This window comes from Pontibacter silvestris, assembly GCF_020907275.1.
Classification (GTDB): Bacteria; Bacteroidota; Bacteroidia; order Cytophagales; family Hymenobacteraceae; genus Pontibacter; species Pontibacter silvestris.
This window is the reverse complement of the sequence record NZ_JAJJWI010000006.1, coordinates 46199-72719: the sequence shown is the minus strand read 5'-3', so window position 1 is coordinate 72719 and position 26521 is coordinate 46199. Positions and strand designations below refer to the sequence as shown.

Genomic DNA, 26521 nt, shown 5'->3' with positions numbered 1-26521 from the left:
TAACTGCTAGTAGCTAGTAGTGAAAGGATAGAATTAAAAGCCTACTAAAGCATCTGCTTTATTTTAACTGCTAGCAACCTTTGTTACAAAACATCCGGTAGTAATGCTTTTGTTATGAGACGGAGCATCTATATGTGTAACAAAAAAGGCTTGCTCTTAAGAGCAAGCCTTTTTTGTTATTTTATGTAACTTGTTACCTCACGCCGCTGCCATTCTTCAGCTCCTTACTTGGTTGCACAAAGGCCAGAGAGCCATCAGCATTTTCTGCCATCAGAATCATTCCCTGGCTGGTAATTCCTCTGATTTCACGTGGAGCAAGGTTCACCAATATACTTACCTGCTGTCCGATTATCTTTTCAGGATCAAAGAACTCCGCAATGCCACTTACTACTGTGCGCTGGTCAATACCAGTATCTATCTTCAGTTTCAAAAGCTTTTTGGTTTTGGCTACTTTCTCAGCTTCCAGAATAGTACCTATGCGGATATCCATTTTAGAGAAATCATCGAACGTGATATTTTCTTTAGCAGGTTCGGCCTCAGCATTAGCCATTTCATTCTCTTTTTTAGTATCCAGTAGCTTCTGCACCTGCGCATCTACAGCGGTATCTTCCACTTTCTCAAATAGTAATTCAGGTTTACCGATAATGTGGCCTGCAGGTAACAGCTCTGCAGAACCAGCCTGCGCCCATTTCCCCTGGTTCATGTTCAGCATACTGCGCAATTTAGCGGCAGATTCAGGTAAGAACGGCTCCATTAAAATATTCAGGCTGCCAGAGATCTGCAATGCAATGTTCATGATTGTTTGCACGCGTTCTGCATCTGTCTTAATCAGCTTCCAGGGCTCTGTATCAGCCAGATATTTATTTCCTAAACGAGCCAGATTCATCAACTCACCTAATGCATCGCGGAAGCGATAACGCTCCAGGTAAGAAGCAACTACCATTGGCATACCCTCCAGTACACCTAACACATCCTTATCGTAATCTGTCAGCTCACCCCGGGCAGGTATTTCGCCTTCGTAATATTTCTGCGTCAGCACTACAGCTCTGTTAATGAAGTTACCCAGTATCGCCAACAGCTCGTTGTTATTACGGGCCTGATAGTCTTTCCAGGTGAAGTCATTATCTTTTGTTTCCGGTGCATTAGCGGCTAAAACATAACGCAGCACATCACCTTTACCTGGGAAATCCTGCATGTATTCATGCAGCCATACTGCCCAGTTGCGGGACGTAGAGATTTTATCTCCTTCCAGATTCAGGAACTCATTGGCAGGCACATTATCCGGCAGCACGTAATCGCCATGCGCCTTCAGCATAGCCGGGAAAATAATACAGTGGAACACAATGTTATCTTTCCCAATAAAATGTACCAGTTTAGAGTCTTTGTCTTTCCAGTAAGTTTCCCAATCAGGAGTAAGGTCTTTTGTGGCAGAAATATAACCTATCGGCGCATCAAACCACACGTAAAGCACTTTTCCTTCGGCACCTTCTACTGGCACAGGCACGCCCCAATCAAGGTCGCGGGTAACGGCACGCGGCTGTAAACCTTGGTCAATCCAGCTTTTGCACTGCCCATATACATTAGGCTTCCAGTCCTGCTTATGCCCTTCCACAATCCATTCACGCAGCCATGCCTCATAGTCATTCAGAGGCAAATACCAATGTTTTGTTTCGCGCAGCACAGGCTTTAGTCCGCTTAATGTGCTTTTAGGGTTGATAAGGTCTGTGGCATTCAGGGAAGTACCACAAGACTCACACTGATCGCCGTAGGCATTTTCGTTTCCACACTTCGGACAAGTACCCACTATGTAGCGGTCGGCCAGGAATTGCTGCGCCCCCTCGTCGTAATACTGCTGCGAAGTCTGTTCTATAAACTTGCCCTCCTCGTACAGTTTCTTAAAAAAGTCAGAGGCTGTTTCACGGTGCGTTTCAGAAGAAGTACGGCTATAGATATCAAACGAAATATTGAAATCCTCGAAAGACTTCTTTATTAGCTCATGATATTTATCGACAGCCTGTTGAGGTGTGATTCCTTCTTTTTTAGCCCGGATGGTAATAGGCACACCATGCTCATCAGAGCCACAAACAAACTTCACATCACGCTCCTGCAAACGCAGGTAACGCACATAAATATCGGCTGGCAAATACACACCTGCTAGATGGCCAATGTGTACCGGCCCATTGGCATAGGGCAAAGCAGCCGTTATGGTATATCTTTTTGGATAATCTGTCATGTTTCTTCTTAAAAAAACAAATATACAAATACAGAATGGAAAGCACCGCCACCTCTGGTCAATCTCATTAAATCAAACCTATTTACGGACCATGCTTTCTCTTTTTCGTACAAAAAATATCACCTTTTAATACTTTGATTATGAACAACAGAGATAATTTCAGAACACGCAGAGACGATGGCGATAACTTGGGTAAGAAAGATCATCAGCATAAAATAGAAGATAATCCTGCTCCAAAAGATGCCAGCCATGAGTCAGATCCCACTCCATCAGAAAATGAAGTATACGTAGATATAGAGCCTGCAGAACTGCATGTGGAAGATGAGCCACTAGATGTAAGAGATGAGGACGAAGAGGATAAATAAAATAGCAAACACCCCACCTTTAAGTTTTTAAAGATGGGGTGTTTGCTATTTTAGCAACTTAGTTGCTGTATGGCCAGGCTCTTGTATTATAAGGCCAGTAAATATTGTGCCTGGTAGAGTCTACTGGCGCATGAGGCAATAAAACAGGCCGCCTTTCTGGTGGTGTCATAGCGGGGCCGTTCCGGTCGAACTCTTCTATGTTTCGCTTCCGGTTTATTTCACTTGCCTGGTTATCCATGTGTTGTCGCAATCCATACTGACTATCATCCACAAGCCGTACCCGTTGGTTTACGTTTTGCTGAATGGCTGTACCCTCCCCTCCTTCCGAAAGCGATCGGCAACTTATTATTGCCAACAACATCAACCCTATACTGTAAATTACATATATTTTCATACCTATTCATTCTATAGTTATACTCACTCCTCAGCTCAGAGTTCCTATAAATAGGTATACGAAGGAAAAGTATAATAAGAGAAAGCATTAAAGTCTGAAAACCTATTCTTATCTAATCCGGGAGCAAGTTATCAACAGCCACTACTCTACATAGCAACCAGCTACAAATGCTATCATTTTACCTTTTTAATAGCTAACATTACACTATTATTACTAAGCGAAACACTAACCATGTTATCTACCTTACTTTTAGCTGCTGTTTTAACTACCGGAGTTCCCGATAAGAAGCCTGACTTAAAAACTCCGTACGAAAAAGGCACCGGTAACCAAACAGCCACCTATAACGAAGCCATTGACTGGTATACCAAATTTGATGACGCTTACGATGAGGTAAAAATGATTCCCTATGGCATGACAGATGTTGGGCAGCCATTACATTTGGTTGTTGTGTCCACAGATAAGGATTTTGACCCGGAGTCCATACACAAAAAGAATAAACGTGTGTTGCTGATTCAGAATGGTATTCACCCGGGTGAGCCAGAGGGAATTGATGCGACCATGATGCTGGCGCGAAATTACCTTCAAGACACAAAGCTAAGAAAGCAGCTCGATAACGTGGTATTAGCCATTATACCTATCTATAACATTGGAGGTGCCTTAAACCGCAACAGTTACACCCGTACCAACCAAAACGGACCGGAAAGTTATGGCTTCCGGGGAAATGCCCGCAACTACGACCTGAACCGCGACTACATTAAAGCTGACTCCCGCAATGCACAAACGTTTCATGCTATTTTCCATGAGTGGGACCCGGATATATTTTTTGATAATCACACATCTAACGGAGCCGATTATCAGCATGTGATGACACTGATTCCGACGCAGCACAACAAGCTAAACCCGAGCTTGGCAAGCTATCTTACCCAAACCATGGCACCTGCTTTGTATGAGGAAATGAAGAAAGACAAGTTCCCAATGGTACCTTACATGAGCACGGTTGGTGAGACACCGGAGTCAGGCACTGTCGCATTCTTGGAGTCTCCACGTTACTCTACAGGATATGCCGCTCTTCATAACACCATTGGTTTTATGCCTGAAACGCACATGCTCAAGCCATTTGACCAACGTGTGAAATCTACTTATAAGCTGATGGAACACCTGATCGAAACCATACACCGTGACTCCGAAAAAATTGCTACGGCCCGAGCAAAGGCCAAGCAACAAACTGTTACGCAACAGGAGTTTGCCCTAAGCTGGGAGCTTGACACAACACAGGTAGAGCAGATTCCTTTTTTAGGATATGGAGCAAAACATAAGCCAAGTGAAGTTTCCGGGCAGGAGCGCCTTTACTACGACCGCAAATCTCCCTGGTCCTCCACTATACCTTACTACAATACATTTAAACCAACCATTACAGTACAGAAGCCAGTAGCTTATATCATTCCGCAGGCATGGCACGAGGTAATTGACCGCCTGATGCTGAACGATGTAAAGTTACAACGCCTTGGCAGAGATACTACCCTAACCCTCGATACTTATTATATTACCGACTACAAAACAGGACAGCACCCATACGAAGGGCACTACCTGCACTCTGACGTACAGCTGCGGACGCAGGAAATGTTGCGTCAGTTCTTTAAAGGCGATTATGTAGTGTACCTGAACCAGGAAGCCAACCGCTTTTTAATGGAAACACTGGAGCCACAGGCAACGGACTCTTACTTTAACTGGAACTTCTTTGATTCTATCCTGATGCAAAAGGAATATTTCTCGTCTTATGTGTTTGAAGATCTGGCGGCAGAAATACTAAAGAACAACCCTGACCTGCTTCAGCGCCTGGAGGAAGAAAAGAAAAAAGATCCTAAACTTGCCAAAAATGCTCGTGCCCAACTGGATTTTGTATACCACAACTCTCCGCACTACGAATACACACACATGATGTACCCTATAGGAAGGTTAATGCAGGACATAAAGCTGCCCTTGTAAAATATTATAAAGCAGAAAAGCCACCTTAACGGTGGCTTTTCTGCTTTATAACCAGGTTGCACTTTTAGCTAATGCTATTCGTCTTTTAAGTAAGCAGAGTACATCCAAACAAGCTTCTCCTGCTCGCTTAGGTAATCGCTCATCAAGGAGTTGGTACCTTCATCATCCGCTTCAGCAGACATTCTATGTATTTCCCGCTCTAGGCTTATTAGCGTACTAAAGCTGTTCAGCACCTCTTTTATAGCGGTATTGCCATCAGAAACATTAGATACTTCTTTAATAGCTGAGTTATTAAGATAATCTGTAAAAGAATGATAAGGCGTATGTCCTAACGTAAGAATGCGCTCCGCTATTTCATCTATCTTTAAGATAGCATCGTTGTAAAGTTCTTCAAACTTTGCATGAAGCTCAAAGAATTTGTTTCCTGATATGTTCCAGTGAAAGCCTCTTGTATTAATGTAAAACAATTGATAATCAGCCAGCAGAACATTTAGCTTTTGTGCCAGTTGCGCTGCTTTCTCAGCATCAATGCCTATCAGATTTTTGGTTGCCATAGTCTTTTTAATAGTGTTTATGAATCGTTTTATTATTATTAACGTGAATTTAAGTTAACAGAAACAGACATTCAATGATAAATGTCATCCCTTTCGTAACGTAAGTATTCCCTAAAGGATATTGATTTCATCTCTTTTAGAAATTCAGTTTCGCATGTAAAACAATTATGATTAGATTTACATGTATATACATTAAACCAAACTAACGTATCATTAATGAGCCTTATAGATAACCTGAACTGGCGTTATGCTACCAAGCGCATGACTGGCGAGAGGGTGCCACAGGAGAAAGTAGATTGTATCTTAGATGCTATTCGTTTGTCTGCCTCATCTGTTGGATTACAACCTTACACCATATTTGTTATTGAAAACGAAAAACTGCGCAAACAAATACAACCAGTAGCCTGGAACCAGCCACAGTTGTTAGAAGCTTCTCATGTAGTGGTTTTTGCTGCCTGGGACGGCATCAGCGAAGCACAGGTAGATGAGTATATGCAAAATATTGCTACCACACGCGGAGTGGCAGAAGAAACCTTAACTGACTTTAAAAAAAGCATTATGGGATCTATCACTTCCAAAAGCCAGGAGCAACAATATGAGTGGGCGGCACGACAGGCTTATATTGCCTTAGGTACAGCACTGGCGGCAGCGGCAGAACAAAAAGTAGACGCCACGCCTATGGAAGGTTTCGACCCGGCTGGGCTGGATGCTTTACTCAACCTGAAAGAGAAAGGCTTGCGCAGCGTACTTATGCTGCCATTAGGTTATCGCCAGGGAGCAGCAGACTTTTTAGCAAGCGCTAAAAAAGTACGCAGAGACAAAGAAAAGCTTTTTGTAAGGATTCCTTAAGCACCAATCCCGTTCATATAGATAAAAGCCACCGTTGAGGTGGCTTTTATCTATATGAACGGGATTACATTTTTTGTTCCCTACCAGAGCACCTATTGTAGCATAGAAGCTGTATTTGGCGTAGACAGTAACTCCTGAAACACTTCCCAACGCTTTTCCGGGTTATCGGCTGTGCCGCCGTGTGCTTCTACATATTCTCGCACCAGCTCCTGCCCCAGGTTGTAGTTAATAACGTAGCTTCTGTAGCGATCAATGAACCGGGTGCGCTGCAGGGCTTTTCCTTTTTCGTAAAAGTTGTACTTCATGAGCCAGTCCGCAGCCTCTTCATGACTTATGTTACCATCTAAGTAAAGCCGTGCTGCTTCGTTACCTGCAAAGTTCAGCTGGTTTATCTTCGACAGGATACTATAATACCGTTCTGCTTCGGCAGTATCCAGGCCTGCTAAGGGAAACAGTACCTCTTTCTCAAATGCCAGGCGCTCCTCAGCAGGAAAGGCAACCTCTATTCCGTAATTAGCACTCCCTTCTGCAATCAACGACTGCGGGCTGAATAACGGGTAAACAGAAAACTCTTTCCAGCCTTTAGTATTTACAAGGTGTTGCTCCAGCAAAGTGTTAAATACATGATGCCCCGGATAACCTTCGTGACAAGCCAGGTCAATGGCACGTTCAATGTTGATAGCAAAATCAGTATTTACCTGAATTAAACTATAGCCATTTCCCTGAAAGTAGTTGTAGCCCGACCAAGGTTTATCTGTCACATATTCCACCCGAAAGTTCTCGTTTTCGGGAAGCTTATAATGTGCTTTAGTTCTTTTGCGGGCTTCGGTAATGGCAGCCTGAAACACAGCATCCAGTTTCTCTTTCGGTATGATAAACTCAGCACTGTAAGTACTCCATCTATCGGCTATGTTGCCTTCTCCTGGCAACTCTTTATCTATGGCGTTAAGCAAAGAATCAAAGTGAGCCACCTCATAATGTGGCGGCATAGCATCGTAAAGCAGTTCTGCTTCCTTATCAAAACTAAACTCTCTTCCTTGCATCATCTGCACCTTGGTAATAATGGCCAGCACCTGCTTCTTAAACATGATAAGCCTCTTCTTTTCCAGTTCGGATAAGGTATCTGTGCTTTGATTTTGCAGGTTTTCCTTAATCAATTGCAGCTCCTGTAACAACCCTGATACTGGCAGTGAATCAGTAGCAGGCTGTTCCTGAGGCTTCCACTCTTCAGGGCCATAATAGGCATCCACTACATCGCTGTCGTACTGGCCAAGTTTCAGAACGACCTTTACATAACGCTCAGCCAGTTCATACATTGGCAATACCTGTAGTGCTGTTTCTTTTTCTTTAGTAGATGTACAGGCCCAGAAACAGGTAAATAAAATAAGGAAGAAGGTCTTTCTCATTGATATGCAGGAATAGACAGCGGCAGGTTTAACGCCTGCCGCTGCTCTTTGTTTGTAGTTTTATAACTGATTAAACATCAATTTCACCTGTCAGATAAGCTACTGCTTTACCAGAGATATTTACTCTGTCGCCTAGCAGCTCGCACTTCAGGTCACCATGGCGCTTAGACAGCTGCTTGGCTGTTAATGACTTTTTCCTTAGCTTATCGCTCCAGTAAGGAATAAGTGTCGTATGAGCAGAACCAGTCACAGGGTCTTCGTCAACACCTACCTGCGGCGCAAAAAAACGTGAGACAAAATCCACTTCATCTCCGGGAGCCGACACAATAATACCGCGAGCCTCTACCGTAGCAAGCAGGCGCAAGTCAGGTTTCATAGCCTCGATATCCTGTTGTGAGGCAAAAACCAACAGGTAGTCTGTTTTTCCTTTATAGGTTGCTGTTGGTGTATTTCCTAGGGCTTCTACCAGAGCTTTAGGTGCCTCTGCCTTCTCTATAACATCAATTGGGAAATTCAGCGTCAGCTCCTCTCCTGTTTTTTCAACTGACAACATGCCGCTTCTGTGCGAGTAAAGATTTAATCTATCAGTAGCATGATTATAGAAGTTAAACAGCACATAAGCAGAAGCCAGCGTAGCGTGTCCGCAAAGATCTACTTCCACGAGAGGAGTAAACCACCTGATCTCATAGTCATTTTCTCTTTTAACCAGGAAAGCTGTTTCCGCCAGGTTGTTCTCCGCAGCTATGTTCTGCATTTTCTCATCTTCGAGCCACTCGTCTAACACACAAACAGCAGCAGGGTTGCCTCGAAATACTTTATCAGTAAAGGCATCTATCTGGTATAGCTTTATTTTAGGCATCTGTTCCAATTATGTTTTTAAACTGATATCTGGCGAAAAATACAACAAACATTGGGAAACATGCTTATTAAAGCTCTATTAATTCATTTGTATATAGAATAGAGGTAAATGAAAAAAGCCGTTTAGCAGGAGCTTTGCTATACGGCTGTGATATTCAATAACAGTCTGCTTCTTGTTATATATCAACTGAGTCATAAACAACCACTTTAGACCACAAGTGAGAGTAGTTATCGACAAACTTTAAATGAACAGGGTGCTTCTGGTACATTTCCTCCTCTTCCAGATTATCAAAAAGAAGCATCCAGGAGATATTGTAACCTTTTTCTATAACATCGCGATTTGTACTGGCTGGCACACCGATGTGTGCGGTGCGTATTACATCAATTGTTTTTAGTGTGTTAAGTCCTTCCACCAGCTTTTCTTTGTCAGCTGCAGCATCCGGATTCTTCAACCAAAAGTAGACGTGGTGTATAAACACCTTCTTTTGCTCTTGCCGCCCCCTATACAAAGAGGGCATTAGCCCTAGCAAACCAGTAAAAGACAGAAGAGTGGTATTTCCCAGAAACGATCTTCTTGATAGCTTTTTCATATAGTTTCATCTTGTTTAGGCTAAAATACTCTAGGCTAATAAGGCTACTCCCCCTCTACCTGCCTCCTCTGATTTGCCTTCAGCTTGTATGAAGATAGTCATTTATCCTGATAAAACAGCATTAGCCCTGCTGCCTTTCCTGCATTGAAGGAAGTTAGTTAACAGGCAACTGTAACTGATAACTTGGGCGGCTTGATGTAATAGTTAGCTTGTAATCTTTTATCCAGGGGTTATACAGGCGTAAGGTTTTGTAGTTGGTGCCATTGTCTAACGCAAACTGCGGTAAATCAGGAATAGATTCCTCTACTGTAATAGAACGGCTTTGGGTTGGAGAATATCCTTTAATATTATTTACATCGAAACCATAGCGCGCGGGGTGCTCTAATACTTCTTTTAAAGCCAGCACCCGAAACATATACCGGGACGTTTCAGGGTTCAGATAGAGGTCATAATAGGAGGTAACATGCTGGTCATCAAAGGCGCGTTGTAACCCATTCATACCGCGGTTATAGGAGGCGGCAGCGTTAGTCCAGGTGCCAAATTTATCTTTTGCCTTTTTGAAATAAGCAGCAGCGGCAACTGTTGCTTTAGCTAAGTGATAGCGTTCATCAATCTCACTGTTAACTATGATGCCATAGCCCCGGGAGGTTTCCGGCATCAGTTGCCAGACACCAGCGGCACCGGCAGGCGAAACTACATTACCTAACAGGCTTTCTGCTAATGCCACATATTTGAAATCATCCGGCAAACCTTGCTCCCTTAGCGATGCCTCAATTTCAGGTAAAAAACGGGTAACACGCTTCAAAGCTAATATAGTGTTGGAATGGAAATAAGCATTGGATTGCAACTCCCGGTCCAGGCGCTCTGCTACGTCTGGTATGTCTAAGGGAACAGGCTCGCCTGCAAAAGTCATTTGGGCTGGCACAGGATAAGACTTGTATTGCCTGGACACAAATTCGGGAGGTGCTGCCTGCTGGCTGCAAAAGTTAATCGTTCCCATCAGGCCAAAACAAAGTAAAGCAGGTTTCCAGTAACGTGGGGTAAGCATAAGCGTAATATTGAGGATTTTGGTAAGTCTGGTTTAAATTAGATGCAGACAGAAGTTGAATCATAAATATACGAAAAGCTGGCCGTTTAAGAATGGTAAGTGCTTTCTTTTTAGGATATTTCGGCAGACTTTAAGCAACATAAACAAGGAAGCACTTTGTTAAAACTGGCAACTACTGCAACATTATAAGTCTAAATTCTCAGCTTAAAAACTCTTTTAAACGCTTAATGCTTCAGAGAACAAGCTTTAAAAAGTTAACATCCCTGATAGAACAATACAAAAAATAAAAGGCATTCAAACTGTAGAAGCCTGAATGCCTTTTAGTGCTATGTGCAGCAGCTCTTAATTAGCTACAAAAGTGATAACCCTTTCCAGCCATTGTTATTCCATCTTAGAGGAATAACAATGTAGATCACCTGATTCTACTCTGAAAAATCATGAGCCATTTCCTGTTGCGTTACCATTTCAGTGGCTGGGTTTTCGTCTTCCTCCATTTCCAGCAGTAAGTTCGCTACCAAGGCAGTCCAGCCGGTTTGGTGGGAGGCGCCAAGCCCTTGGCCAGTATCACCATTAAAGAATTCATAAAACAGGTGATGCTCCTGAAAGTGCTCGTCTTCCGCAAATTCAGCATGATCAGAATGGTAACGGTACTTACCTTGCTCGTCCTTTTCAAAAATCTTCAACAGCCTATTTGTAAGTTCCCGGGCAATTTGCTTCAGATTTAACTTATTACCTGACCCTGTTGGAAACTCATATACATAAGTAGGACCATAAAAGCTATAGAACTTCCGAAGCGCCTGAATGATCAGGTAGTTTAACGGAAACCAGATAGGGCCCCGCCAGTTCGAGTTACCTCCAAACATATAGGAAGAACTTTCGCCAGGCTCATACTGAATAACATGCTTCCCGTTATGGTCGAACTCGTAAGGGTGCTCCAGATGGTGCTTTGACAAAGATCTAATGCCATATTCTGACAAGAATTCTTCTTCATCCAACAATCTCTTTAAGAGGTGCTCTAAACGGTAACCTCGCATAAGCGAAAGTAAAAAATCGCCGTTCTCGTTCTTCTCCTCAAAGCGGGAAATCAGGGAAGCCAGGTCAGGGCGGGTACGCATAATGTTGATCGTCCTGATCTTAAACTCATAGGAATGGTCGAATATGTTTTTGCTGATCAACTCCACAGCAAACAATGGTATAATGCCTACTAAAGAGCGGATCTTAAGCCGCTGGCTTCCCCCATTATCAAACTGCACGACATCATAGAAGAAGTTGTCTTCATCATCCCACAGAGAAATGTCCCCCTCCCCTATGTGGTGCATAGCCCAGGAAATGTTCAGGAAATGACGGAAAAATTTAGCTGCAGATTCTTCATAAGCAACATTATGCCCGGCTAGCTCCAACGAAATCCGCAACATATTAAGGGAAAACATAGCCATCCAACTGGTAGAATCCGCTTGCTGCATATGCTTAATGCCTGCAGGCATCTTGCTACGGTCGAATACACCGATGTTGTCCAGCCCCAGAAAGCCACCTTCAAAAAGATCTGTACCATTCTCATCTTTGCGGTTTACCCACCAGGTAAAGTTCATCAGCAACTTCTGGAATGCTCTTTCTAGGAAATCCCAATCAGGAACACCGGTCTTCTGTTTGTCTTTATTATACACTTCCCACACAGCCCAGGCATGTACAGGAGGATTCACATCACTAAAATTCCACTCATAAGCTGGTATCTGCCCATTTGGGTGCATGTAATACTCCCGTAGCATCAGTTGCAGCTGGTCTTTGGCAAAATCAGGGTCTACATGAGCAAAAGTGGTGGCATGGAAAGCCAGATCCCAAGCAGCATACCAAGGGTATTCCCATTTATCAGGCATAGAAATAATGTGCCTGTTTGTAAGATGGCTCCAGTCAGTGTTTCGCTTCTTGAGACGGTCAGGTGGTGTATGGCCCGGTTCTCCGTGCAGCCACTTGTACACATCCATATAATAGAATTGTTTTGTCCAGAGTAATCCACCGAAAGCATTCCTAACCAACTTTTTGTGCTCCTGCTTCAAACCTTTAGGGGTTAGCTCGTCATAATAGCTGTCTGTTTCAGACTTACACTGCGCAACAATATTATCAAACTCAACCAGGGCATCTGTTAAAGGTTGCTTGCTTAACCTCACTCGAAAAGTTTGTTTTCCTCCTGCCGGGATTTCCTTTTTGTACCATATAGCTGCCTTCGTACCATATTTTTCAGGGTTTACAGTTGGCTCACCTGTTACTACATAGTTATTGATACCATCCTTAACATAAGGGTATTCATTGGCAGTATGGTAAATATGCTGGTTATTGGTTTCATTCTCACAGAAAACCTGCTCCCCTGCCTCATGATAAAAGAACAGGCTCCCATTCCTTGTAGAAGCAGTTTTTATATAATCCAAGGCTTCAGATGTAATCTGAGGCCTCGCAAAACGCGGGTTATGCTTCCAGTAGTTACGGAACCATAAGTGTGGCAATACATGTATAGTAGCAGCTTCCGGTCCTCGGTTATACACCGTTATTTTCATCAGTACATCGTCTACATCAGGTTTTGCATATTCGATATAACAATCAAAATAACGGTTCTCCTTAAACGCTTCTGTATCCAACAATTCGAACTCCGGCATTGTACGGCTTCGCTTATTCTTTTCAATTAACTCATCATAAGGGAAGGACGCCTGCGGGTACTTGTACAAATATTTGCAATAGGAATGGTTAGGCGAAGAATCGAGGTGGAAGTAAAGCTCCTTTACATCTTCTCCATGGTTTCCCTGTTCATTTGTTAATCCAAAAAGCCTCTCTTTTAAAAGCGGATCGTTACCGTTCCAGAAAGCCGGGGCCAGGCACAGAATTTGGCGGTCGTCACAAAAGCCGGCCATTCCCTCTTCCCCCCAACGGTAGGCAATGCTGCGCGCCTTTTCATGTGTAATACAGTTCCACGCATCTCCGTCAAAGCTATAATCTTCTCTTACAGTACCCCATTGCCGCTCAGTCAGATAAGGTCCCCACTTCTTCCAATTCTTTTTATCTTCCAATTTTAAAGAACTATTTTTCTCCACAATACTATTTGTCATTGCAATAAAAGTTATAATAAGCTAACTGAAGCTTATTATAATTAAAATAATATTCAAATTATAAGATTACTAATATTCAGCACTTTAATATACAGCCATAATCATGAAACAACCTAACAAAACAATCAATTTATTAATTCAATGCTTAATTGCCCCCTACCTCCTGCTTGTATAATTACCTTATCGCATAATTTCAAAAACTGTATTTAAGCCAAATTTACTTTTTAAACTCCAATAACAGGAGCCATATTTTTTTATATTTCCAACATACTTCTTAAAAGCCGGCTTTGCTTAGGCTTATCTGCCTATAATCTATCCAGAACTTACACTGCTATATCAGGCTACAAGCAATCAGACACAACTTTTCACTTAGCTTACTGAGTATAACTTTTGTATATCCATCTATCAAACTAAAGCAACTATTATGCAAGAAGTAAGTGTCAAACCTATTGTTCTCCAGCCAAACGGTCCTATTCCTAATAACCCAACGTTACCTCTGCTTCTTTACCAGCAAGTAGTCTCTGGCAGTAAGGATACTGAAACCTGGTTTAAAGAAGTTTTCAAACAAAACAGCTGGACTGGCACTTGGACGAATGGGGTATTTAATTATCACCACTATCACAGTTTGGCCCATGAAGTGTTAGGAGTTGCAGCAGGTTTTGCTACACTTGTCTTCGGTGGCCCAGGAGGCGAAGAAGTTGAGGTAAAAGCTGGAGACATAGTTGTTTTGCCTGCCGGCACAGGTCATTTCAAAAAAAGTGCATCATCAGATTTTAGTGTAGTTGGGGCTTACCCCAAAGGGCAGGAAGATTATGATATCTGTACTGAGGATGATAATATGGAAGAAAAAAAGCAGAACATTAAGCTGGTCGCTCTACCCACAACTGACCCTGTTGCCGGGCAAGACGGACCACTCATGCAACACTGGAAGAAGTAGCAGTTATTCTCCACTCCTGCTTAGCTTCATAACACATTGATTAGTTTAACAGGCTCAAGTTAACTACTCCTGCCCTTATTCAACGTGTTCTTTGCCAACAAAAGCACTTCATGTTTAACCTCCGCTGCCTTATTATAGTAAACTTTAAGAGGAACGATATAAATAAGATAGAAATATGAAAGTACTTATTGCAGGAGCACATGGAAACACAGGCAAAACCATAACAGAATTGCTTAGCAAAAGCAACCAACACGAGGCCTATGCCATGATTCGGAAAGAAGGACAAGCAGACGAGCTAAAGAAGCTTGGCACAAACAATATTGTACTGGCTGACCTGAAAGATGATTTGTCAGAAGCTGTTAAGGATAAGGATGCGGTCATTTTTGCGGCTGGCTCACAGGGTAAAGATGTGATAGGGGTAGATCAGGATGGCGCTAAAAGACTGATTGATGCCTCCAAGAAGGCAGGTGTCAAGCATTTTGTTATGCTTAGCTCTTACAGCGCCGACACCCCACAAGGAGAGTTGAAAGAGTATTTGAAAGCAAAAGGCGAAGCAGACAGGTACTTACGCGAAAGTGGTCTTACCTATACCATTGTTCGCCCCGGTGGTCTCGGTTCTGATGAACCTATCGGTAAAGTAGAAGTAGCAGAGCACTTCGAAACAAGAAAAGAAACACCTATACCACGCGCTGATGTAGCTCAGGTGCTGGTCGGCTGCCTGGAGGTTGATAATGTTAAAAATAAAACTTTTGAGCTTTTCACTGGTGATACACCTATAAAAGAGGCTCTGGAAAGCTATAAGGGTTAATTAAGAGAACCATCCTAAATAGGATAATCTGAAAACAGTAAAAGCCACTGAGTAGTGGCTTTTACTGTTTTCAGATTGTTTTTAAGAGCTTGCCGCTGAGATAATCTTTTAATTCTGAGACTGCCCTAACCTGCCATCAAAACTCACATATTACTTCTACAGGATGTTCTTCAGGTCAGAGAACTTTTCTATGGTGGCTACTTGCCCACTCTCTACCTTGCCGAAACCATAAGCTGCGAAGATAAAAGGAACCTTAGCTCCCACACTTGCCTTGTAATCTCCCAGAGTATCACCAATGTATACCGGAGATTTAAGGTCATTACGTTCTACCACATCACGTATATTCTCATCTTTTGGCCTGTTCTTCGTACCGAAGCACTGATGATCTTCAAAATACTTCTCCATATTATGAAACTTAAGGAAAGCTTCGATGTAGCCAGACTGGCAGTTACTTACTATAAAAAGCCTGTATTTGGTCTGCAGATACTGTAGTGTACTCTCCAGTTCATCATATAAAACACCTCCGTAGGCATACATATGCTCCAGTTCCTCTTTTCCGCTGACTTCCATAAATGCCTTGCGCTGTTCTTCATCCAGAGAAGGAAACAGTTTCTCATAAATAGCATCGTAAGCCATGCCAGCAATAGCCCGCACATCAGCTTGCGTTACGTTTTCTTTTACATAACCTACTTTTTCTTTGGCTGTTTGCCACGCTTTTGCCACGGAAGAAGTGGAATCCCATAAAGTACCATCCAGGTCGAAAATCAGACCATCATATTTATTTGTCATCAGAATCTTCTTTTAAAATTTGGCCTAAAGTTAGTAAAAAGAGTTTGAACGCTTTTTTAACAAAATAAATGTTACCTATCCTGATCCGGCTGCTTTGAACTAACTGGCTCCCTATCAAAAAGAAGCTCTTATTAAAGAATAAGAGTTTAAAAGTCTATATTTGCTTCTGCCACTAAACCTTCGGCTGATTTAACTTAAAGATTATACCCTTGGCTACAGTTTTAGACATTGACAACCTTTCTAAGAGTTACGGAAGTCTGCAGGCACTCGACAGACTTACTTTAAATGTAGAAAAAGGAAGCATCTATGGGTTGTTGGGCCCCAATGGTAGTGGTAAAACGACAACATTAGGTATTGTACTTAATGTGCTGAAGCCTGACAGAGGCAGCTTCCGGTGGTTTGGTTCTCCTGTTTCCCGGGCAACTAAGCATCGCATAGGCGCCTTACTCGAAACACCAAACTTTTATCCATACCTTACAGCTAAGCGTAACCTGCAGATTGCAGCTGATATTAAAGGCGTTGGCCACAGTAATATCAATAAAGTACTGGACTTAGTAGGACTTGGCACACGCAGCAACACCAGTTTTAAAGGATTTTCTCTGGGAATGAAGCAACGGCTGGCCCTGGCCTCTGCCATGCTCTCCGATCCGGAAGTGCTGGTACTGGATGAACCTACCAATGGCTTGGACCCACAAGGTATAGCAGAGGTCAGAGATTTAATATTACGTATTGCAGCACAGGATAAAACAATTATCCTGGCAAGCCACCTGCTGGATGAAGTAGAGAAGGTATGCACCCATGTAGCAGTACTACAGCAAGGAAAGCTTCGTGCTAACGGAGAAGTAAGTAATATTCTATCGGCCAACGAGGAAGTTATTATCAGTACACCAGACACCGTACCTGCACTAGAGTTACTGGCACGCCTACCTTACATTATCAGTTTCAGACAGGATAAACAAAATATAGTTCTGACACTACAGGATAACTACAGCAGCCTGGATGTTAACCGCGACATGTTTGCACAGGGTATTGTACTCTCGCAATTGTTTGTGCGCCGCAAAAGCCTGGAGGCTCAGTTTCTGGAAATCATCAAAGAATAATTCTTATGAACTTACTCCGCATAGAGCTTCGAAAGGTATTACCTTACCGTACTTTCTGGTTTATTCTAGGTATATATGCCCTACTGATGGTGCTTATACTTTACGCCAGCAGCCATATAACTGTTAATGGCACCGACCTTGGCACAACAGCTTTTACATTGCCGGAGCTGTGGCAACGGCTTACTTATGTAGCAAGTTATTTTAATTTGCTGCTGGGTGTTTTAATCATCATCTTAGTGTCAGATGAATATAGTTTCAGAACTATAAGGCAACAGGTTATTGATGGCCTTTCGAGGCAAGACGTTGTAATGGCTAAGTTCTTTGTTGTGCTTACTTTAGCTATTACCAGTACAGTGTTCTTACTGGTAATAGGCTTGTACTTTGGACTGGTTCATGGCACTAACCACTCGCTTAGTGCCATTTTCAGCCAGTCAGACTTTCTTCTTTACTACCTGGTGCAAGCTGTTGCTTACATGTCATTGGCTTTACTAGTTAGCTTCTTTCTCAGGAAAAGCGGACTTTCTATTATTGCATTTATAGCTTATGCTAAAATAATAGAGCCAATTATTCATTTCAATGTACCTGATACACTGGACAAATACATGCCCATGAAAGTGTTCAACAGTCTTACGCCTATGCCAGGGCAGGAGATACTCGACCAGCTGACTATGCCTACAGAACTGTTATCTCCTGCATGGGCCGTTTTGCCATCGCTCCTGTACATAGGGCTTCTTCTGCTGCTATCGTTCTACACCCTGAAGCTTAGAGATATATAAAGGATCAACCAGCGAGTTGAAGAAGCTCACAATAGCAATAAGCTGATGCGGTCGCTCGTACTCCAGATTTCGTTTTTTCACGAATTTCCTGACTTCCTTTGATTTATCTCCAAACAGAGCATTCAAGTCTCTTCTTATTCTGCGCAATGTTACCACCTCTCCGTCTGGCAATACGGCATAGTAAGATTCTTTTACGTCCTCTACCCATCCGTTAGCAGGCAGGTAATTCTGGTTATTGTAGTTATTCTGAAAACCAGCTTTGCCTAAATAGGATTCGCGCATTACAAGCGTAATGGGGCCTTCAATTAACTGCTCAAAAAAAGTAGGCTTCTTAAAATCAGTATAATCCCTTCCCTGATCCCACATAAGTGTGCGGAAGTAATAAGGTCTGCCACTCGGCCTGTCCTGGGCTATAAAATATTCTACACTTATTGGCGAAAAAGAGCTAATAGTGCCATCATCATGTATCACGTTTAGCACCTCTTCGGCTCTATGCAGAACAAGCTCGCCATACAAGGTATCGCCTGAGGTTAGTACGACTTTGCCGCTCGGCCACTCCTGCACACCAGCTTCAGACATGAACTGAGCCTTAGTAAATATTGGGCTAAGGCAGAGTAACAGACATAAAAAATATCCAATTAACTGTTTTGTCAACTTCATTTTCATAGTTAGTAAGTTAGATTTAGATTCAAACATCACAATTTTACAAGATAGCAATATAGAAAGTTAGTAATTAATTATCAGGTACTTATGTTTACCAAGACAGCTTTAAAAGGTTTATAACTTTATCTAGAATGATTTTTACAAAACAAAAAGCCTGTAGCGAAATGCAATTATTTCACTACAGGCTTCAATAAACAGTTAAAATATTTCTATTTATCCAATGTCAGATTTTTTAATATTTCATGTCCCAGCTTATCCCGCTTGGTAGTCAGATACTTCTGATTATGCTCGTTAGGTTTTATTTCAATCGGTACTCTGTCTACAATCTCTAAGCCATACCCCATCAAACCTGAGCGTTTCTTTGGATTATTAGAGATCAGTTTCATTTTAGTTATGCCGAGGTCGCGTAATATCTGCGCTCCTACACCATAATCACGCTCATCCATACCAAAACCCAGTTTAAGGTTTGCTTCCACTGTATCCATGCCCTGCTCCTGCAGTTTATACGCTTTAAGCTTGTTTAACAAGCCTATGCCTCTGCCTTCCTGGTTCATATAGACAATTACTCCCTTACCGGCTTCCTCTACCATGCGCATAGCCTCATGTAGCTGTGGTCCGCAGTCACAACGGCAAGAGCCAAATATATCACCTGTCACGCAGGAAGAGTGTACCCGCACTAACACAGGCTCATCTTTCTCCCAGGTGCCTTTCACTAAGGCTAAATGCTGCGCTCCATTGCTCCGTTGCGTAAAAGCATACAAGTCGAAATTACCAAAGTCAGTTGGCAACTGCACTACAATCTCACGATCAATCAGGCTCTCTTTCTGTAGCCTATAGGCAATCAGGTCTTTTATAGTAATCAGCTTCAGGTTAAACCGCTCTGCCACCTTCACTAAATCAGGTAAGCGGGCCATGGTGCCATCTTCGTTCATAATTTCGATCAGTACTCCCCCAGGATATAAACCTGCCAAGCGAGCTAGATCAACAGCAGCCTCAGTATGCCCGGAGCGACGTAAAACACCTTCTTTCTTGGCCTTTAAGGGGAAAATATGTCCTGGCTTGCCCAAATCTTCCGGATCAGTATTGGGGTTTACCAGTGCCTGAATGGTTTTTGCACGGTCAGATGCAGAAATGCCGGTCGTACAGCCGTGCCCTAGCAGGTCTACAGACACAGTAAAAGGAGTGGCATGCAAAGCCGTATTACGGCCAACCATCAGTTCAAGGCCTAGCTCATCACAACGCTCTTCTGTGATAGGGCAGCACAACAAGCCACGGCCATGTGTGGCCATAAAGTTTACAATCTCGGGAGTGATTTTTTCTGCTGCACAAATAAAATCACCCTCGTTTTCGCGATCATCGTCATCTACCACAATAACTACTTTACCTTGGCGGATATCTTCAATCGCATCGTCTATAGAGTCGAAAGGCCTTTTTTCTTTCGTTGTATATGTATCCATTTTCCTAGAATTAATGGTTCTCCTGCCTTTCTGATTCAGCATAAAGACAGAATATTAAACAGCGCAAATTTAACAACTTTATGCTGCAATATTGTTTTTGTTTAGATAACACTTTAGAAAGAGGAATAGTTGAGTCTGAAATTCAGAATTTAACAGCAAGGTACTGTTCAGACACAAGAAAAGATGCGCAAAAAGTTGGTGACTGACAGAACAAGGAGGTACCAGTAAGCGGTTTACACAAGCTTGTTAGGAGCCTTACATAAGCTTTGCTAGAGCTAAAAATTCAAGCTGTAACCCGGGAACTATTTATTTACTACAATACCCAACATATCTCCGATTTGCTTCTCGAAAGATTTCAGGGCAAGTAGTACCTGTAGCTGACGGTCCTGTTCGGATGGATCTGTAACGAGGCGTAGTTTTTCCATCTCTGTTTTTATAAGCAACTGCACATTTCGCCACTTCAGACGCAGCACAGCACGCTCGGCACCATAAGAAAGTAAGTCAACTTCAGTAGGCACATAAATCTGGTGTGTCTCCCAATTATGACTCAGTTCATAAGGGTCAGACAATAAGTTAGTGGCCTCTGTTCTGATTTCCTGGTCCGGGAAGTTGACAAAGTCCTCTGCAGAAGGCACAACCCCGGTACATAACTTGTCTTTAACCAGATTCAACAACCGGCTATACAGGGGAGTTCTAAACTCCACATCCTCCAATTGCTCCAGCATATACTGGCAGGTTGTCAGCCCATCTTCCAGCATACGGTTTGGGTAGTTGAGCAGCATACGAACAATCTCCCGCTCGTAACGCTTCAGTGTCTCCTCATCAGAAACAGGTTTTTCTTCCTCTGGCTCAGCAACAGGCCTGTAGGTTTCAGGCTCTCTAGGGCTACCTATCTTGGGCTGCTGACGCCCCTGTAGCTGCATTTTGTTGTACTCTGATATGAGTACCTGCTCATCAATGTCAAAAATAAGGCTACAGCTACGAAAGAAAACGGTGCGCTGAATAGAGTCAGGAATTTTGGCAATTGAAGCCACTATCTCCCGAATGGCCTCTGCTTTCTTTACCGGGTTACCTTTTGCTTCGGCTGCATATAAGCTGGTTTTAAAGGAGATAAAGTCCTGCGAATGTTCCTGCAGGTATGCTTTAAAAGCCGTATCACCTACTTTATGAATATAAGAGTCTGGGTCTTCACCTTCCGGAAAAGTAACGACATTAACATTTAAGCCATTCTCCAGAATCAGATCGATACCACGCAAAGAAGCTTTTATACCTGCCGCATCGCCATCGTAGAGCACCGTAATGTTTTGGGTATAGCGTGCGATTAACTTAATCTGACCCTCTGTAAGCGAAGTTCCAGATGAAGCAACCACATTCTCAATGCCCCCCTGGTGTAGCGAGAGCACATCTAAGTACCCTTCCACCATATAGCACAGGTCCTGCATCCGGATGGCCTGCTTTGCCTGAAATAAGCCATACAGCACATTGCTTTTATGGTAAATTTCAGATTCGGGAGAGTTAAGGTATTTCGGGCTTTTCTTGTCGTTTGTCTTAAGCGTTCTGGCACCAAACCCTACCACACGACCAGAAACATTATGAATAGGAAACATGACACGGCCACGGAAGCGGTCATATTTTTTACCCTCTTCCTTTACTATGGTCAGTCCTGTTGCCTCCAGGTACTCCTGCTGATACCCTGCTTTTAGTGCTGCATCTGTCAGGTTAGACCATTCGTCTAAACTGTAGCCCAACTCAAACTTCCGGATAGTATGAGCACCAAGGCCGCGTTGCTTCAGGTACGATTGCCCTATTCCACCCTGCTCATGCTGGTGCAGGTTATGTTGGAAGTGCTTATTGGCAAAATCTGAAACAATAAAAAGGCTGTCACGCTCATTCTGCTCTCTGGCATACTCCGGGTCTGGGTTATCTTCCGGAATCTCAATACTATATTTTTTAGCCAGATACTTCAGTGCCTCTGGAAAACTGGTGCCCTCCACATCCATAATGAACTGCACTGAGTTACCAGCCTTACCACAGCCAAAGCACTTGTAAATGCCTTTTGCTGGCGAAACAGAAAAAGAAGGGGACTTTTCGTGATGGAACGGACAACAGGCCCAAAGATTCTGCCCCTTTTTCTTCAGCGACACAAAATCTCCCACAACCTCCGTTATATCGGCTTGTGCTAAGATCTGGTCAACGGTTTCTTTTGGAATGAGGGACATGGTGCTGAAAAAACAGTAAAGGAATTACAAAGATAACATTCTACCATAACAATAGAAGGAGGTTTGCCCAAAAGTACAGCAGAATATCCAGCAGTTACTACCGTTCATCTGCTAACAGTTCTTTATAAAGATGGTAGTTTTCCTCATCAAAGCAAACAAAGAGTATTTGCATTATAGAATTTTCGTGCTCCTGTAACCATTTCTTTACTGTCTGCACTGCCACTTTAGCTGCTTTATCTTTCGGATAGCCGTAAACACCTGTGCTTATACTAGGAAAGGCTACATGTTGCAGTTGCTTTCCAGAAGCAATACGCAGGCTATTGCGATAGCAGTTTGCCAGCAGTTCAGGTTCACCGTTCTTTCCGCCCTGCCATACCGGCCCCACCGTATGAACAACATATCGGGCAGGCAATCTGCCTCCTGTCGTTATCACAGCTTCTCCGGTAGGGCAACCACCTTGCCTTGCCCTGATTTGTTTACATTCTTCCAGTATTTCCGGCCCTCCGGCACGATGAATCGCACCATCCACTCCTCCTCCTCCCAAAAGGCTACTGTTAGCAGCATTTACCACAGCATCTACCTCCAACTTTGTAATATCTCCTTTCACTAATTCTATTTTTGCTGATAGCATAAACTTATATTTAAGGAGATTTTACGAAAAATTCGTTAATGTCGCTATTTATGCCTGCTTGTAAATCATCATCTGCCCTTCTCTACACTCCAACACCAATATATCATCATTAACAGAAAAAGATATTACGTTTGGTAACAGACTAAAATAGTGCGCTTCAAGTTCAGGACTTACCACAAAGGTAGTTGCTACTTGGCTTAAAGTAAGCTTATTAGCAGGCTTTCTGCTACTATCGAAGTTAAACCCACCTGTATAAGAGTTGTTGATACCAAAGCCGTAAAAGCTATGCATATAATTTGTGCTGTGCGCCAGGTTTGATTTTTGCCGTGTAAACTCAATCCAGATGCTAACACTATCTGAAGGAGGTTCCAGTGTTCTGACAGTTTCCTCTATTCTTATAAGTTTCCACTTATTAAATAACTCGGCGGGATCTTCCTCTTTGTTCATTTCGAGGCAGGAAGTTATCATAGCAATGCCTAAGAGTAGGAGCATCAGGCTTCTTAAATTGCTTTTACTGGTTCTGTTCATAGTTTTGTAGAGTTAATATAGTGGCATACACTTACATGACCCTACAGCAAAACGGAGGGTTGCATCACATTTATTTGTCTTCCAGCATAATTTTAAAACTAATCTTATCTGCATGTTGTTGAACACGACAGACCTTTAGCATGTGAATAGAAGTTTTTGTTCTTATCTTTGTAGGGCAATACTTGCAATATTATTTTTATGGCTATCACAAAAGAAGATATACTTAAAGCCTTAAGCTATGTAGAGGAGCCGGACCTGGGGAAAGACCTGGTAACGCTGAACATGGTGGAGGACGTAGAGATTGAGGGCAATAAAGTAAGTTTTAAAGTTATACTTACCACTCCTGCCTGCCCCATGAAGGACCTGATTCAGAATGCCTGCATCCGTGCTATTCATACTATGGTAGATAAAGACGCTGAGGTAACAGTACATATGACCTCTCGTGTTACATCAGGCAGAGTAGATAATTCTGCCGTAATGAACGGTGTAAAAAATATCATTGCTGTAGCATCCGGTAAAGGTGGAGTAGGAAAATCTACTGTTACAACTAACCTGGCTATTGCCCTTGCGCAATCAGGTGCCAGAGTTGGTTTGATTGACGCTGATATTTCCGGCCCGTCTATACCTACCATGTTTGCTACTGAAGATGAGCGTCCGCGCATGATTCAGGGCGATCATGGCAAGAATTACATTGTTCCGGTAGAGAAGTATGGCATCAAGATGATGTCTATTGGCTTCCTTACTCCACCTGATGGTGCTGTTATATGGCGTGGCCCTATGGCTAGCTCTGCCTTGCGCCAGTTTATTTCGGATGTTGATTGGGGAGAACTGGATTACTTGTTGATTGATTTACCTCCAGGAACATCTGACATTCACTTAACCATGGTTCAGGCACTGCCTGTTACAGGTGCCGTTATTGTAACCACCCCACAAAAGGTAGCCCTGGCCGATGCTATGAAGGGCTTGCAAATGTTCCGTCAGCCACAAATAAACGTGCCAGTGTTGGGTGTTGTGGAAAACATGGCTTACTTTACACCCGCGGAACTACCAGAGAATAAGTATTACATATTTGGCGAAGGCGGCGGAGAACAACTGGCTCAAAAATATAATGTTCCCTTATTAGGCCAGGTACCTTTGGTGCAAAGCATACGCGAGAGCGGAGACGCAGGAGCACCTGTGGTTTTACAGAATGACTCTCCGGCAGCGGGCGTTTTCAGAGAATTGGCTCAGTCTGTTGCACAACAGGTTTCTCTCCGTAACGCAACAATGGCTAAAACACAGATTGTAGAAATTAAAAGCTAATGCAGATGGCAGTCACGAACATAGACAATGAATTCTTACTCCGCATCGAAGGTGCGCTAGACCAGATCAGACCTTATTTAGAGGCTGACGGAGGCAACGTAAAGGTGCTGGAAGTAACCGATGACATGGTATTGAGACTGGAACTTCTTGGTGCCTGCGGTGCCTGCCCAATGTCTACCATGACACTGAAGGCAGGTGTAGAGCAGTCGGTATTAAGGGCTATACCCGAAATAAAAGCAGTTGAAGCTGTTAACCTGACGCCAATGCATCAGTAATTTTATATAGACCTCATAAACGAAACCGGGGCTTGCTGCTTAAGCAGCAAGCCCCGGTTTCGTTTATGAGATCTTCTACTCCACTACAGCATTACTTTAGTTTTTTGGGAACTTTGTGATCTCAGGATTTACTGTTCTCTCCTATCTGGTTTAGATTAGCCGTTTTGAAGTGCTGGTACACGCGGAGCACAACCGCCAAAGCAACAGCGGCTTCAGCGGCAGCCACAACTATCACAAACAGCGAAAACATCTGCCCTTGTAACAGCACAGGATCATATCTGCTGAATGCCACAAGGTTTAAGTTAGCTGCATTAAAGATAAGCTCTATGCCCATCAGCACCACAACCGCATGTCTTTTTGTAATAACGGCTAAAACACCTAAGCTGAAAAGCACAGCAGCCAGCATCAAAATATGTTCCAGAGGTACCTGTTCCATTCTTACACGTTCTGTTTATCTGTCGCAATATAGGCTGCTCCCATTAAAGCAATCAGCAATAGCAAAGAAGCTACTTCAAAAGGCAATACAAAATCTGTCATCAGTTTTATGCCGATACTTTGAACCGTACTCTTCTGGTAACCTAATACATCGGCATAGGCGCCAGTTCTTATCCACGCTAAGGAACTGAAGCTGGCTCTTGTAATGGTGTACGCCAAACCAATAAATATCAGTAGTGATATAATAATACCCCAACCCTTATTTACACTTTCCGACAGCACTGACTTATCATGCACACGGCTGCTTAGCATAATACCAAAGAGGATAAGCACCAGCACACCTCCGACATACACCATCAGCTGTAGCACAGCCACAAAATCAGCAAACAGTAAAACATATATTCCTGCGAGGCTGAGCAAAGTTACCAGCAACGAAAACCCTGCGTACAGCAGGTTACGCGTCAACACCATATATGCTCCCGAAAGTACGGCCAGAGCGGCAAAAATGTAAAAAAGCATTTTTTAGTTATTAGTAACACCCATGTTAAAGCCTTTAAAAAAACTAAAACTACTACATAGCTCAAGCTATAGCAATTAAGACTTTTTTCTTGCTGCCAATGCAGCAGCCTTCGCAGCGGCCTGTTCCTCTTGCTGCTGCTCGAAAAGGCGTTGCTTTTCCTGCGCCTGCTCCGGTGAAAGATCAGTAAAATGGTAAACCATATTTTTTATGTCTACTTCACTAAAATCATATACCGGCGTCATGGTAAGGCAATCTGTGGGACATACAGAGGTACAGAGGCCACAATAGCAGCATTTAGCCATATCAATGTCAAATACTGGCGCATATAAACGCTTTTTAGTGCCATCAGAGGTAGTGCCAATATCCTCCGTCGCCTTTACTGACTCAATAGTAATACAGTTAACAGGGCAGATTTTGGCACAAAGATCACAGACTATACAATCCTCTATTTCATTGTGCAAACGGTACCTGCCGTTGTCAGGTACAGGTATAGCCTCATACGGATAAGTGAGTGTCGCTAAACCATCAGGCTGTTTAAAGTAATTCTCATCACTCACATACTCGGGTGTGCGGCGGTTTTTCGCGTTTCGGAAGTGCTGCATTGTCAGGCGGGCACCACTTACCAGCGACTTCACCACATCCCAAACCCCACTCTTATTTCTGATTGCTTCTTTTTCCATTTCTAAAGGACCTAAGATATTAG

Annotated in this window: 26 protein-coding genes; 9 read left to right on the top strand and 17 right to left on the bottom strand. The window is 43.0% G+C overall.

Annotation, left to right across the window (positions count from 1 at the left end):
- Positions 1–193: 193 nt before the first annotated feature.
- Complete coding sequence (gene metG, locus LN995_RS07080) at positions 194–2233, bottom strand: methionine--tRNA ligase (protein ID WP_229959800.1); 2040 nt, start codon at positions 2231–2233, stop codon at positions 194–196.
- Positions 2234–2373: 140 nt separating this feature from the next.
- On the opposite strand from metG, the gene LN995_RS07075 reads away from it, so the two are divergent.
- Complete coding sequence (locus LN995_RS07075; RefSeq protein ID WP_229959798.1) at positions 2374–2598, top strand: hypothetical protein; 225 nt, start codon at positions 2374–2376, stop codon at positions 2596–2598.
- A gap of 58 nt (positions 2599–2656) precedes the next feature.
- Here the strand turns inward: LN995_RS07075 and LN995_RS07070 are convergent, their stop codons facing one another.
- On the bottom strand, positions 2657–2992 hold the full coding sequence (locus LN995_RS07070) for a hypothetical protein (protein ID WP_229959796.1): 336 nt from the start codon (positions 2990–2992) through the stop codon (positions 2657–2659).
- A gap of 231 nt (positions 2993–3223) precedes the next feature.
- Between LN995_RS07070 and LN995_RS07065 the strand changes: the two genes are divergently transcribed.
- Positions 3224–4978 (top strand): M14 family metallopeptidase, encoded by a 1755-nt coding sequence (locus LN995_RS07065; protein WP_229959794.1) that lies wholly within the window; start codon positions 3224–3226, stop codon positions 4976–4978.
- Between the two features lie 74 nt (positions 4979–5052).
- Here the strand turns inward: LN995_RS07065 and LN995_RS07060 are convergent, their stop codons facing one another.
- Positions 5053–5532 (bottom strand): Dps family protein, encoded by a 480-nt coding sequence (locus LN995_RS07060; RefSeq protein ID WP_229959792.1) that lies wholly within the window; start codon positions 5530–5532, stop codon positions 5053–5055.
- Positions 5533–5748: 216 nt separating this feature from the next.
- On the opposite strand from LN995_RS07060, the gene LN995_RS07055 reads away from it, so the two are divergent.
- Entirely contained in the window at positions 5749–6381 is a 633-nt protein-coding gene (locus LN995_RS07055) for a nitroreductase family protein (protein WP_229959790.1), read from the top strand.
- A 92-nt stretch (positions 6382–6473) separates the two neighbouring features.
- Here the strand turns inward: LN995_RS07055 and LN995_RS07050 are convergent, their stop codons facing one another.
- From LN995_RS07050 to LN995_RS07030, 5 genes are all read right to left on the bottom strand, one after another.
- On the bottom strand, positions 6474–7787 hold the full coding sequence (locus tag LN995_RS07050) for a DUF885 domain-containing protein (protein WP_229959788.1): 1314 nt from the start codon (positions 7785–7787) through the stop codon (positions 6474–6476).
- Between the two features lie 70 nt (positions 7788–7857).
- On the bottom strand, positions 7858–8646 hold the full coding sequence (locus LN995_RS07045) for a PhzF family phenazine biosynthesis protein (protein ID WP_229959786.1): 789 nt from the start codon (positions 8644–8646) through the stop codon (positions 7858–7860).
- Positions 8647–8821: 175 nt separating this feature from the next.
- A complete protein-coding gene (locus LN995_RS07040) occupies positions 8822–9235 on the bottom strand; it encodes a Dabb family protein (protein ID WP_229959784.1) in 414 nt (137 codons plus the stop codon).
- A gap of 154 nt (positions 9236–9389) precedes the next feature.
- Complete coding sequence (locus LN995_RS07035) at positions 9390–10283, bottom strand: lytic transglycosylase domain-containing protein (protein ID WP_229959782.1); 894 nt, start codon at positions 10281–10283, stop codon at positions 9390–9392.
- Between the two features lie 422 nt (positions 10284–10705).
- A complete protein-coding gene (locus LN995_RS07030) occupies positions 10706–13378 on the bottom strand; it encodes an MGH1-like glycoside hydrolase domain-containing protein (RefSeq protein WP_229959780.1) in 2673 nt (890 codons plus the stop codon).
- Between the two features lie 424 nt (positions 13379–13802).
- Between LN995_RS07030 and LN995_RS07025 the strand changes: the two genes are divergently transcribed.
- Complete coding sequence (locus tag LN995_RS07025) at positions 13803–14315, top strand: cupin domain-containing protein (protein WP_229959778.1); 513 nt, start codon at positions 13803–13805, stop codon at positions 14313–14315.
- A gap of 175 nt (positions 14316–14490) precedes the next feature.
- Positions 14491–15123, top strand: coding sequence for an SDR family oxidoreductase (locus tag LN995_RS07020; protein ID WP_229959776.1), 633 nt, complete (start codon positions 14491–14493; stop codon positions 15121–15123).
- Between the two features lie 156 nt (positions 15124–15279).
- Here LN995_RS07020 and LN995_RS07015 read toward each other — a convergent pair whose 3' ends face one another.
- Positions 15280–15912 carry an HAD family hydrolase gene (locus LN995_RS07015; RefSeq protein WP_229959774.1) on the bottom strand — a complete coding sequence of 211 codons (633 nt, stop codon included), beginning with the start codon at positions 15910–15912 and terminating at the stop codon, positions 15280–15282.
- A gap of 209 nt (positions 15913–16121) precedes the next feature.
- Between LN995_RS07015 and LN995_RS07010 the strand changes: the two genes are divergently transcribed.
- Together LN995_RS07010 and LN995_RS07005 are read left to right on the top strand one after the other, a co-directional pair.
- Positions 16122–17012 carry an ABC transporter ATP-binding protein gene (locus LN995_RS07010; RefSeq protein ID WP_229959772.1) on the top strand — a complete coding sequence of 297 codons (891 nt, stop codon included), beginning with the start codon at positions 16122–16124 and terminating at the stop codon, positions 17010–17012.
- A gap of 5 nt (positions 17013–17017) precedes the next feature.
- Positions 17018–17788 (top strand): ABC transporter permease, encoded by a 771-nt coding sequence (locus tag LN995_RS07005; protein ID WP_229959770.1) that lies wholly within the window; start codon positions 17018–17020, stop codon positions 17786–17788.
- Here LN995_RS07005 and LN995_RS07000 read toward each other — a convergent pair.
- The 5 genes from LN995_RS07000 to LN995_RS06980 form a co-directional block, all read right to left on the bottom strand.
- Positions 17753–18367, bottom strand: coding sequence for a hypothetical protein (locus LN995_RS07000; protein ID WP_229959768.1), 615 nt, complete (start codon positions 18365–18367; stop codon positions 17753–17755). The genes LN995_RS07005 and LN995_RS07000 overlap by 36 nt on opposite strands.
- Before the next feature lie 293 nt (positions 18368–18660).
- The gene (locus LN995_RS06995) at positions 18661–19908 is read right to left on the bottom strand and encodes a bifunctional 3,4-dihydroxy-2-butanone-4-phosphate synthase/GTP cyclohydrolase II (RefSeq protein ID WP_229959766.1); all 1248 of its coding nucleotides are present in this window, start codon (positions 19906–19908) and stop codon (positions 18661–18663) included.
- Between the two features lie 302 nt (positions 19909–20210).
- Positions 20211–22127: a DNA primase gene (gene dnaG / locus LN995_RS06990; RefSeq protein WP_229959764.1), complete on the bottom strand. Its 1917-nt coding sequence runs from the start codon at positions 22125–22127 to the stop codon at positions 20211–20213.
- Positions 22128–22224: 97 nt separating this feature from the next.
- Complete coding sequence (locus LN995_RS06985) at positions 22225–22758, bottom strand: O-acetyl-ADP-ribose deacetylase (RefSeq protein ID WP_229959762.1); 534 nt, start codon at positions 22756–22758, stop codon at positions 22225–22227.
- A 48-nt stretch (positions 22759–22806) separates the two neighbouring features.
- Positions 22807–23286: an META domain-containing protein gene (locus tag LN995_RS06980; RefSeq protein ID WP_229959760.1), complete on the bottom strand. Its 480-nt coding sequence runs from the start codon at positions 23284–23286 to the stop codon at positions 22807–22809.
- Positions 23287–23484: 198 nt separating this feature from the next.
- On the opposite strand from LN995_RS06980, the gene LN995_RS06975 reads away from it, so the two are divergent.
- Positions 23485–24588, top strand: coding sequence for an Mrp/NBP35 family ATP-binding protein (locus LN995_RS06975; RefSeq protein WP_229959757.1), 1104 nt, complete (start codon positions 23485–23487; stop codon positions 24586–24588).
- Positions 24588–24863 carry a NifU family protein gene (locus LN995_RS06970; RefSeq protein ID WP_229959755.1) on the top strand — a complete coding sequence of 92 codons (276 nt, stop codon included), beginning with the start codon at positions 24588–24590 and terminating at the stop codon, positions 24861–24863. Before LN995_RS06975 ends, LN995_RS06970 begins: the two co-directional genes overlap by 1 nt.
- A gap of 121 nt (positions 24864–24984) precedes the next feature.
- Here the strand turns inward: LN995_RS06970 and nuoK are convergent, their stop codons facing one another.
- The 3 genes from nuoK to LN995_RS06955 all read right to left on the bottom strand — a co-directional run bounded on the left by nuoK (position 24985) and on the right by LN995_RS06955 (position 26498).
- Complete coding sequence (gene nuoK, locus LN995_RS06965; RefSeq protein ID WP_229959753.1) at positions 24985–25299, bottom strand: NADH-quinone oxidoreductase subunit NuoK; 315 nt, start codon at positions 25297–25299, stop codon at positions 24985–24987.
- Between the two features lie 2 nt (positions 25300–25301).
- On the bottom strand, positions 25302–25817 hold the full coding sequence (locus LN995_RS06960; protein WP_229959751.1) for an NADH-quinone oxidoreductase subunit J family protein: 516 nt from the start codon (positions 25815–25817) through the stop codon (positions 25302–25304).
- A 75-nt stretch (positions 25818–25892) separates the two neighbouring features.
- The gene (locus tag LN995_RS06955) at positions 25893–26498 is read right to left on the bottom strand and encodes a 4Fe-4S binding protein (protein ID WP_229959749.1); all 606 of its coding nucleotides are present in this window, start codon (positions 26496–26498) and stop codon (positions 25893–25895) included.
- Positions 26499–26521 lie beyond the last annotated feature (23 nt).

Excerpts from the sequence above, each read along its gene's own strand:
- metG (WP_229959800.1), bottom strand. The coding sequence starts at position 2,233 with ATGACAGATTATCCAAAAAGATATACCATAACGGCTGCTTTGCCCTAT.
- LN995_RS07075 (WP_229959798.1), top strand. The coding sequence starts at position 2,374 with ATGAACAACAGAGATAATTTCAGAACACGCAGAGACGATGGCGATAAC.
- LN995_RS07070 (WP_229959796.1), bottom strand. The coding sequence starts at position 2,992 with ATGAAAATATATGTAATTTACAGTATAGGGTTGATGTTGTTGGCAATA.
- LN995_RS07065 (WP_229959794.1), top strand. The coding sequence starts at position 3,224 with ATGTTATCTACCTTACTTTTAGCTGCTGTTTTAACTACCGGAGTTCCC.
- LN995_RS07060 (WP_229959792.1), bottom strand. The coding sequence starts at position 5,532 with ATGGCAACCAAAAATCTGATAGGCATTGATGCTGAGAAAGCAGCGCAA.
- LN995_RS07055 (WP_229959790.1), top strand. The coding sequence starts at position 5,749 with ATGAGCCTTATAGATAACCTGAACTGGCGTTATGCTACCAAGCGCATG.
- LN995_RS07050 (WP_229959788.1), bottom strand. The coding sequence starts at position 7,787 with ATGAGAAAGACCTTCTTCCTTATTTTATTTACCTGTTTCTGGGCCTGT.
- LN995_RS07045 (WP_229959786.1), bottom strand. The coding sequence starts at position 8,646 with ATGCCTAAAATAAAGCTATACCAGATAGATGCCTTTACTGATAAAGTA.
- LN995_RS07040 (WP_229959784.1), bottom strand. The coding sequence starts at position 9,235 with ATGAAAAAGCTATCAAGAAGATCGTTTCTGGGAAATACCACTCTTCTG.
- LN995_RS07035 (WP_229959782.1), bottom strand. The coding sequence starts at position 10,283 with ATGCTTACCCCACGTTACTGGAAACCTGCTTTACTTTGTTTTGGCCTG.
- LN995_RS07030 (WP_229959780.1), bottom strand. The coding sequence starts at position 13,378 with ATGACAAATAGTATTGTGGAGAAAAATAGTTCTTTAAAATTGGAAGAT.
- LN995_RS07025 (WP_229959778.1), top strand. The coding sequence starts at position 13,803 with ATGCAAGAAGTAAGTGTCAAACCTATTGTTCTCCAGCCAAACGGTCCT.
- LN995_RS07020 (WP_229959776.1), top strand. The coding sequence starts at position 14,491 with ATGAAAGTACTTATTGCAGGAGCACATGGAAACACAGGCAAAACCATA.
- LN995_RS07015 (WP_229959774.1), bottom strand. The coding sequence starts at position 15,912 with ATGACAAATAAATATGATGGTCTGATTTTCGACCTGGATGGTACTTTA.
- LN995_RS07005 (WP_229959770.1), top strand. The coding sequence starts at position 17,018 with ATGAACTTACTCCGCATAGAGCTTCGAAAGGTATTACCTTACCGTACT.
- LN995_RS07000 (WP_229959768.1), bottom strand. The coding sequence starts at position 18,367 with ATGTCTGAAGCTGGTGTGCAGGAGTGGCCGAGCGGCAAAGTCGTACTA.
- LN995_RS06995 (WP_229959766.1), bottom strand. The coding sequence starts at position 19,908 with ATGGATACATATACAACGAAAGAAAAAAGGCCTTTCGACTCTATAGAC.
- dnaG (WP_229959764.1), bottom strand. The coding sequence starts at position 22,127 with ATGTCCCTCATTCCAAAAGAAACCGTTGACCAGATCTTAGCACAAGCC.
- LN995_RS06985 (WP_229959762.1), bottom strand. The coding sequence starts at position 22,758 with ATGCTATCAGCAAAAATAGAATTAGTGAAAGGAGATATTACAAAGTTG.
- LN995_RS06980 (WP_229959760.1), bottom strand. The coding sequence starts at position 23,286 with ATGAACAGAACCAGTAAAAGCAATTTAAGAAGCCTGATGCTCCTACTC.
- LN995_RS06975 (WP_229959757.1), top strand. The coding sequence starts at position 23,485 with ATGGCTATCACAAAAGAAGATATACTTAAAGCCTTAAGCTATGTAGAG.
- LN995_RS06970 (WP_229959755.1), top strand. The coding sequence starts at position 24,588 with ATGCAGATGGCAGTCACGAACATAGACAATGAATTCTTACTCCGCATC.
- nuoK (WP_229959753.1), bottom strand. The coding sequence starts at position 25,299 with ATGGAACAGGTACCTCTGGAACATATTTTGATGCTGGCTGCTGTGCTT.
- LN995_RS06960 (WP_229959751.1), bottom strand. The coding sequence starts at position 25,817 with ATGCTTTTTTACATTTTTGCCGCTCTGGCCGTACTTTCGGGAGCATAT.
- LN995_RS06955 (WP_229959749.1), bottom strand. The coding sequence starts at position 26,498 with ATGGAAAAAGAAGCAATCAGAAATAAGAGTGGGGTTTGGGATGTGGTG.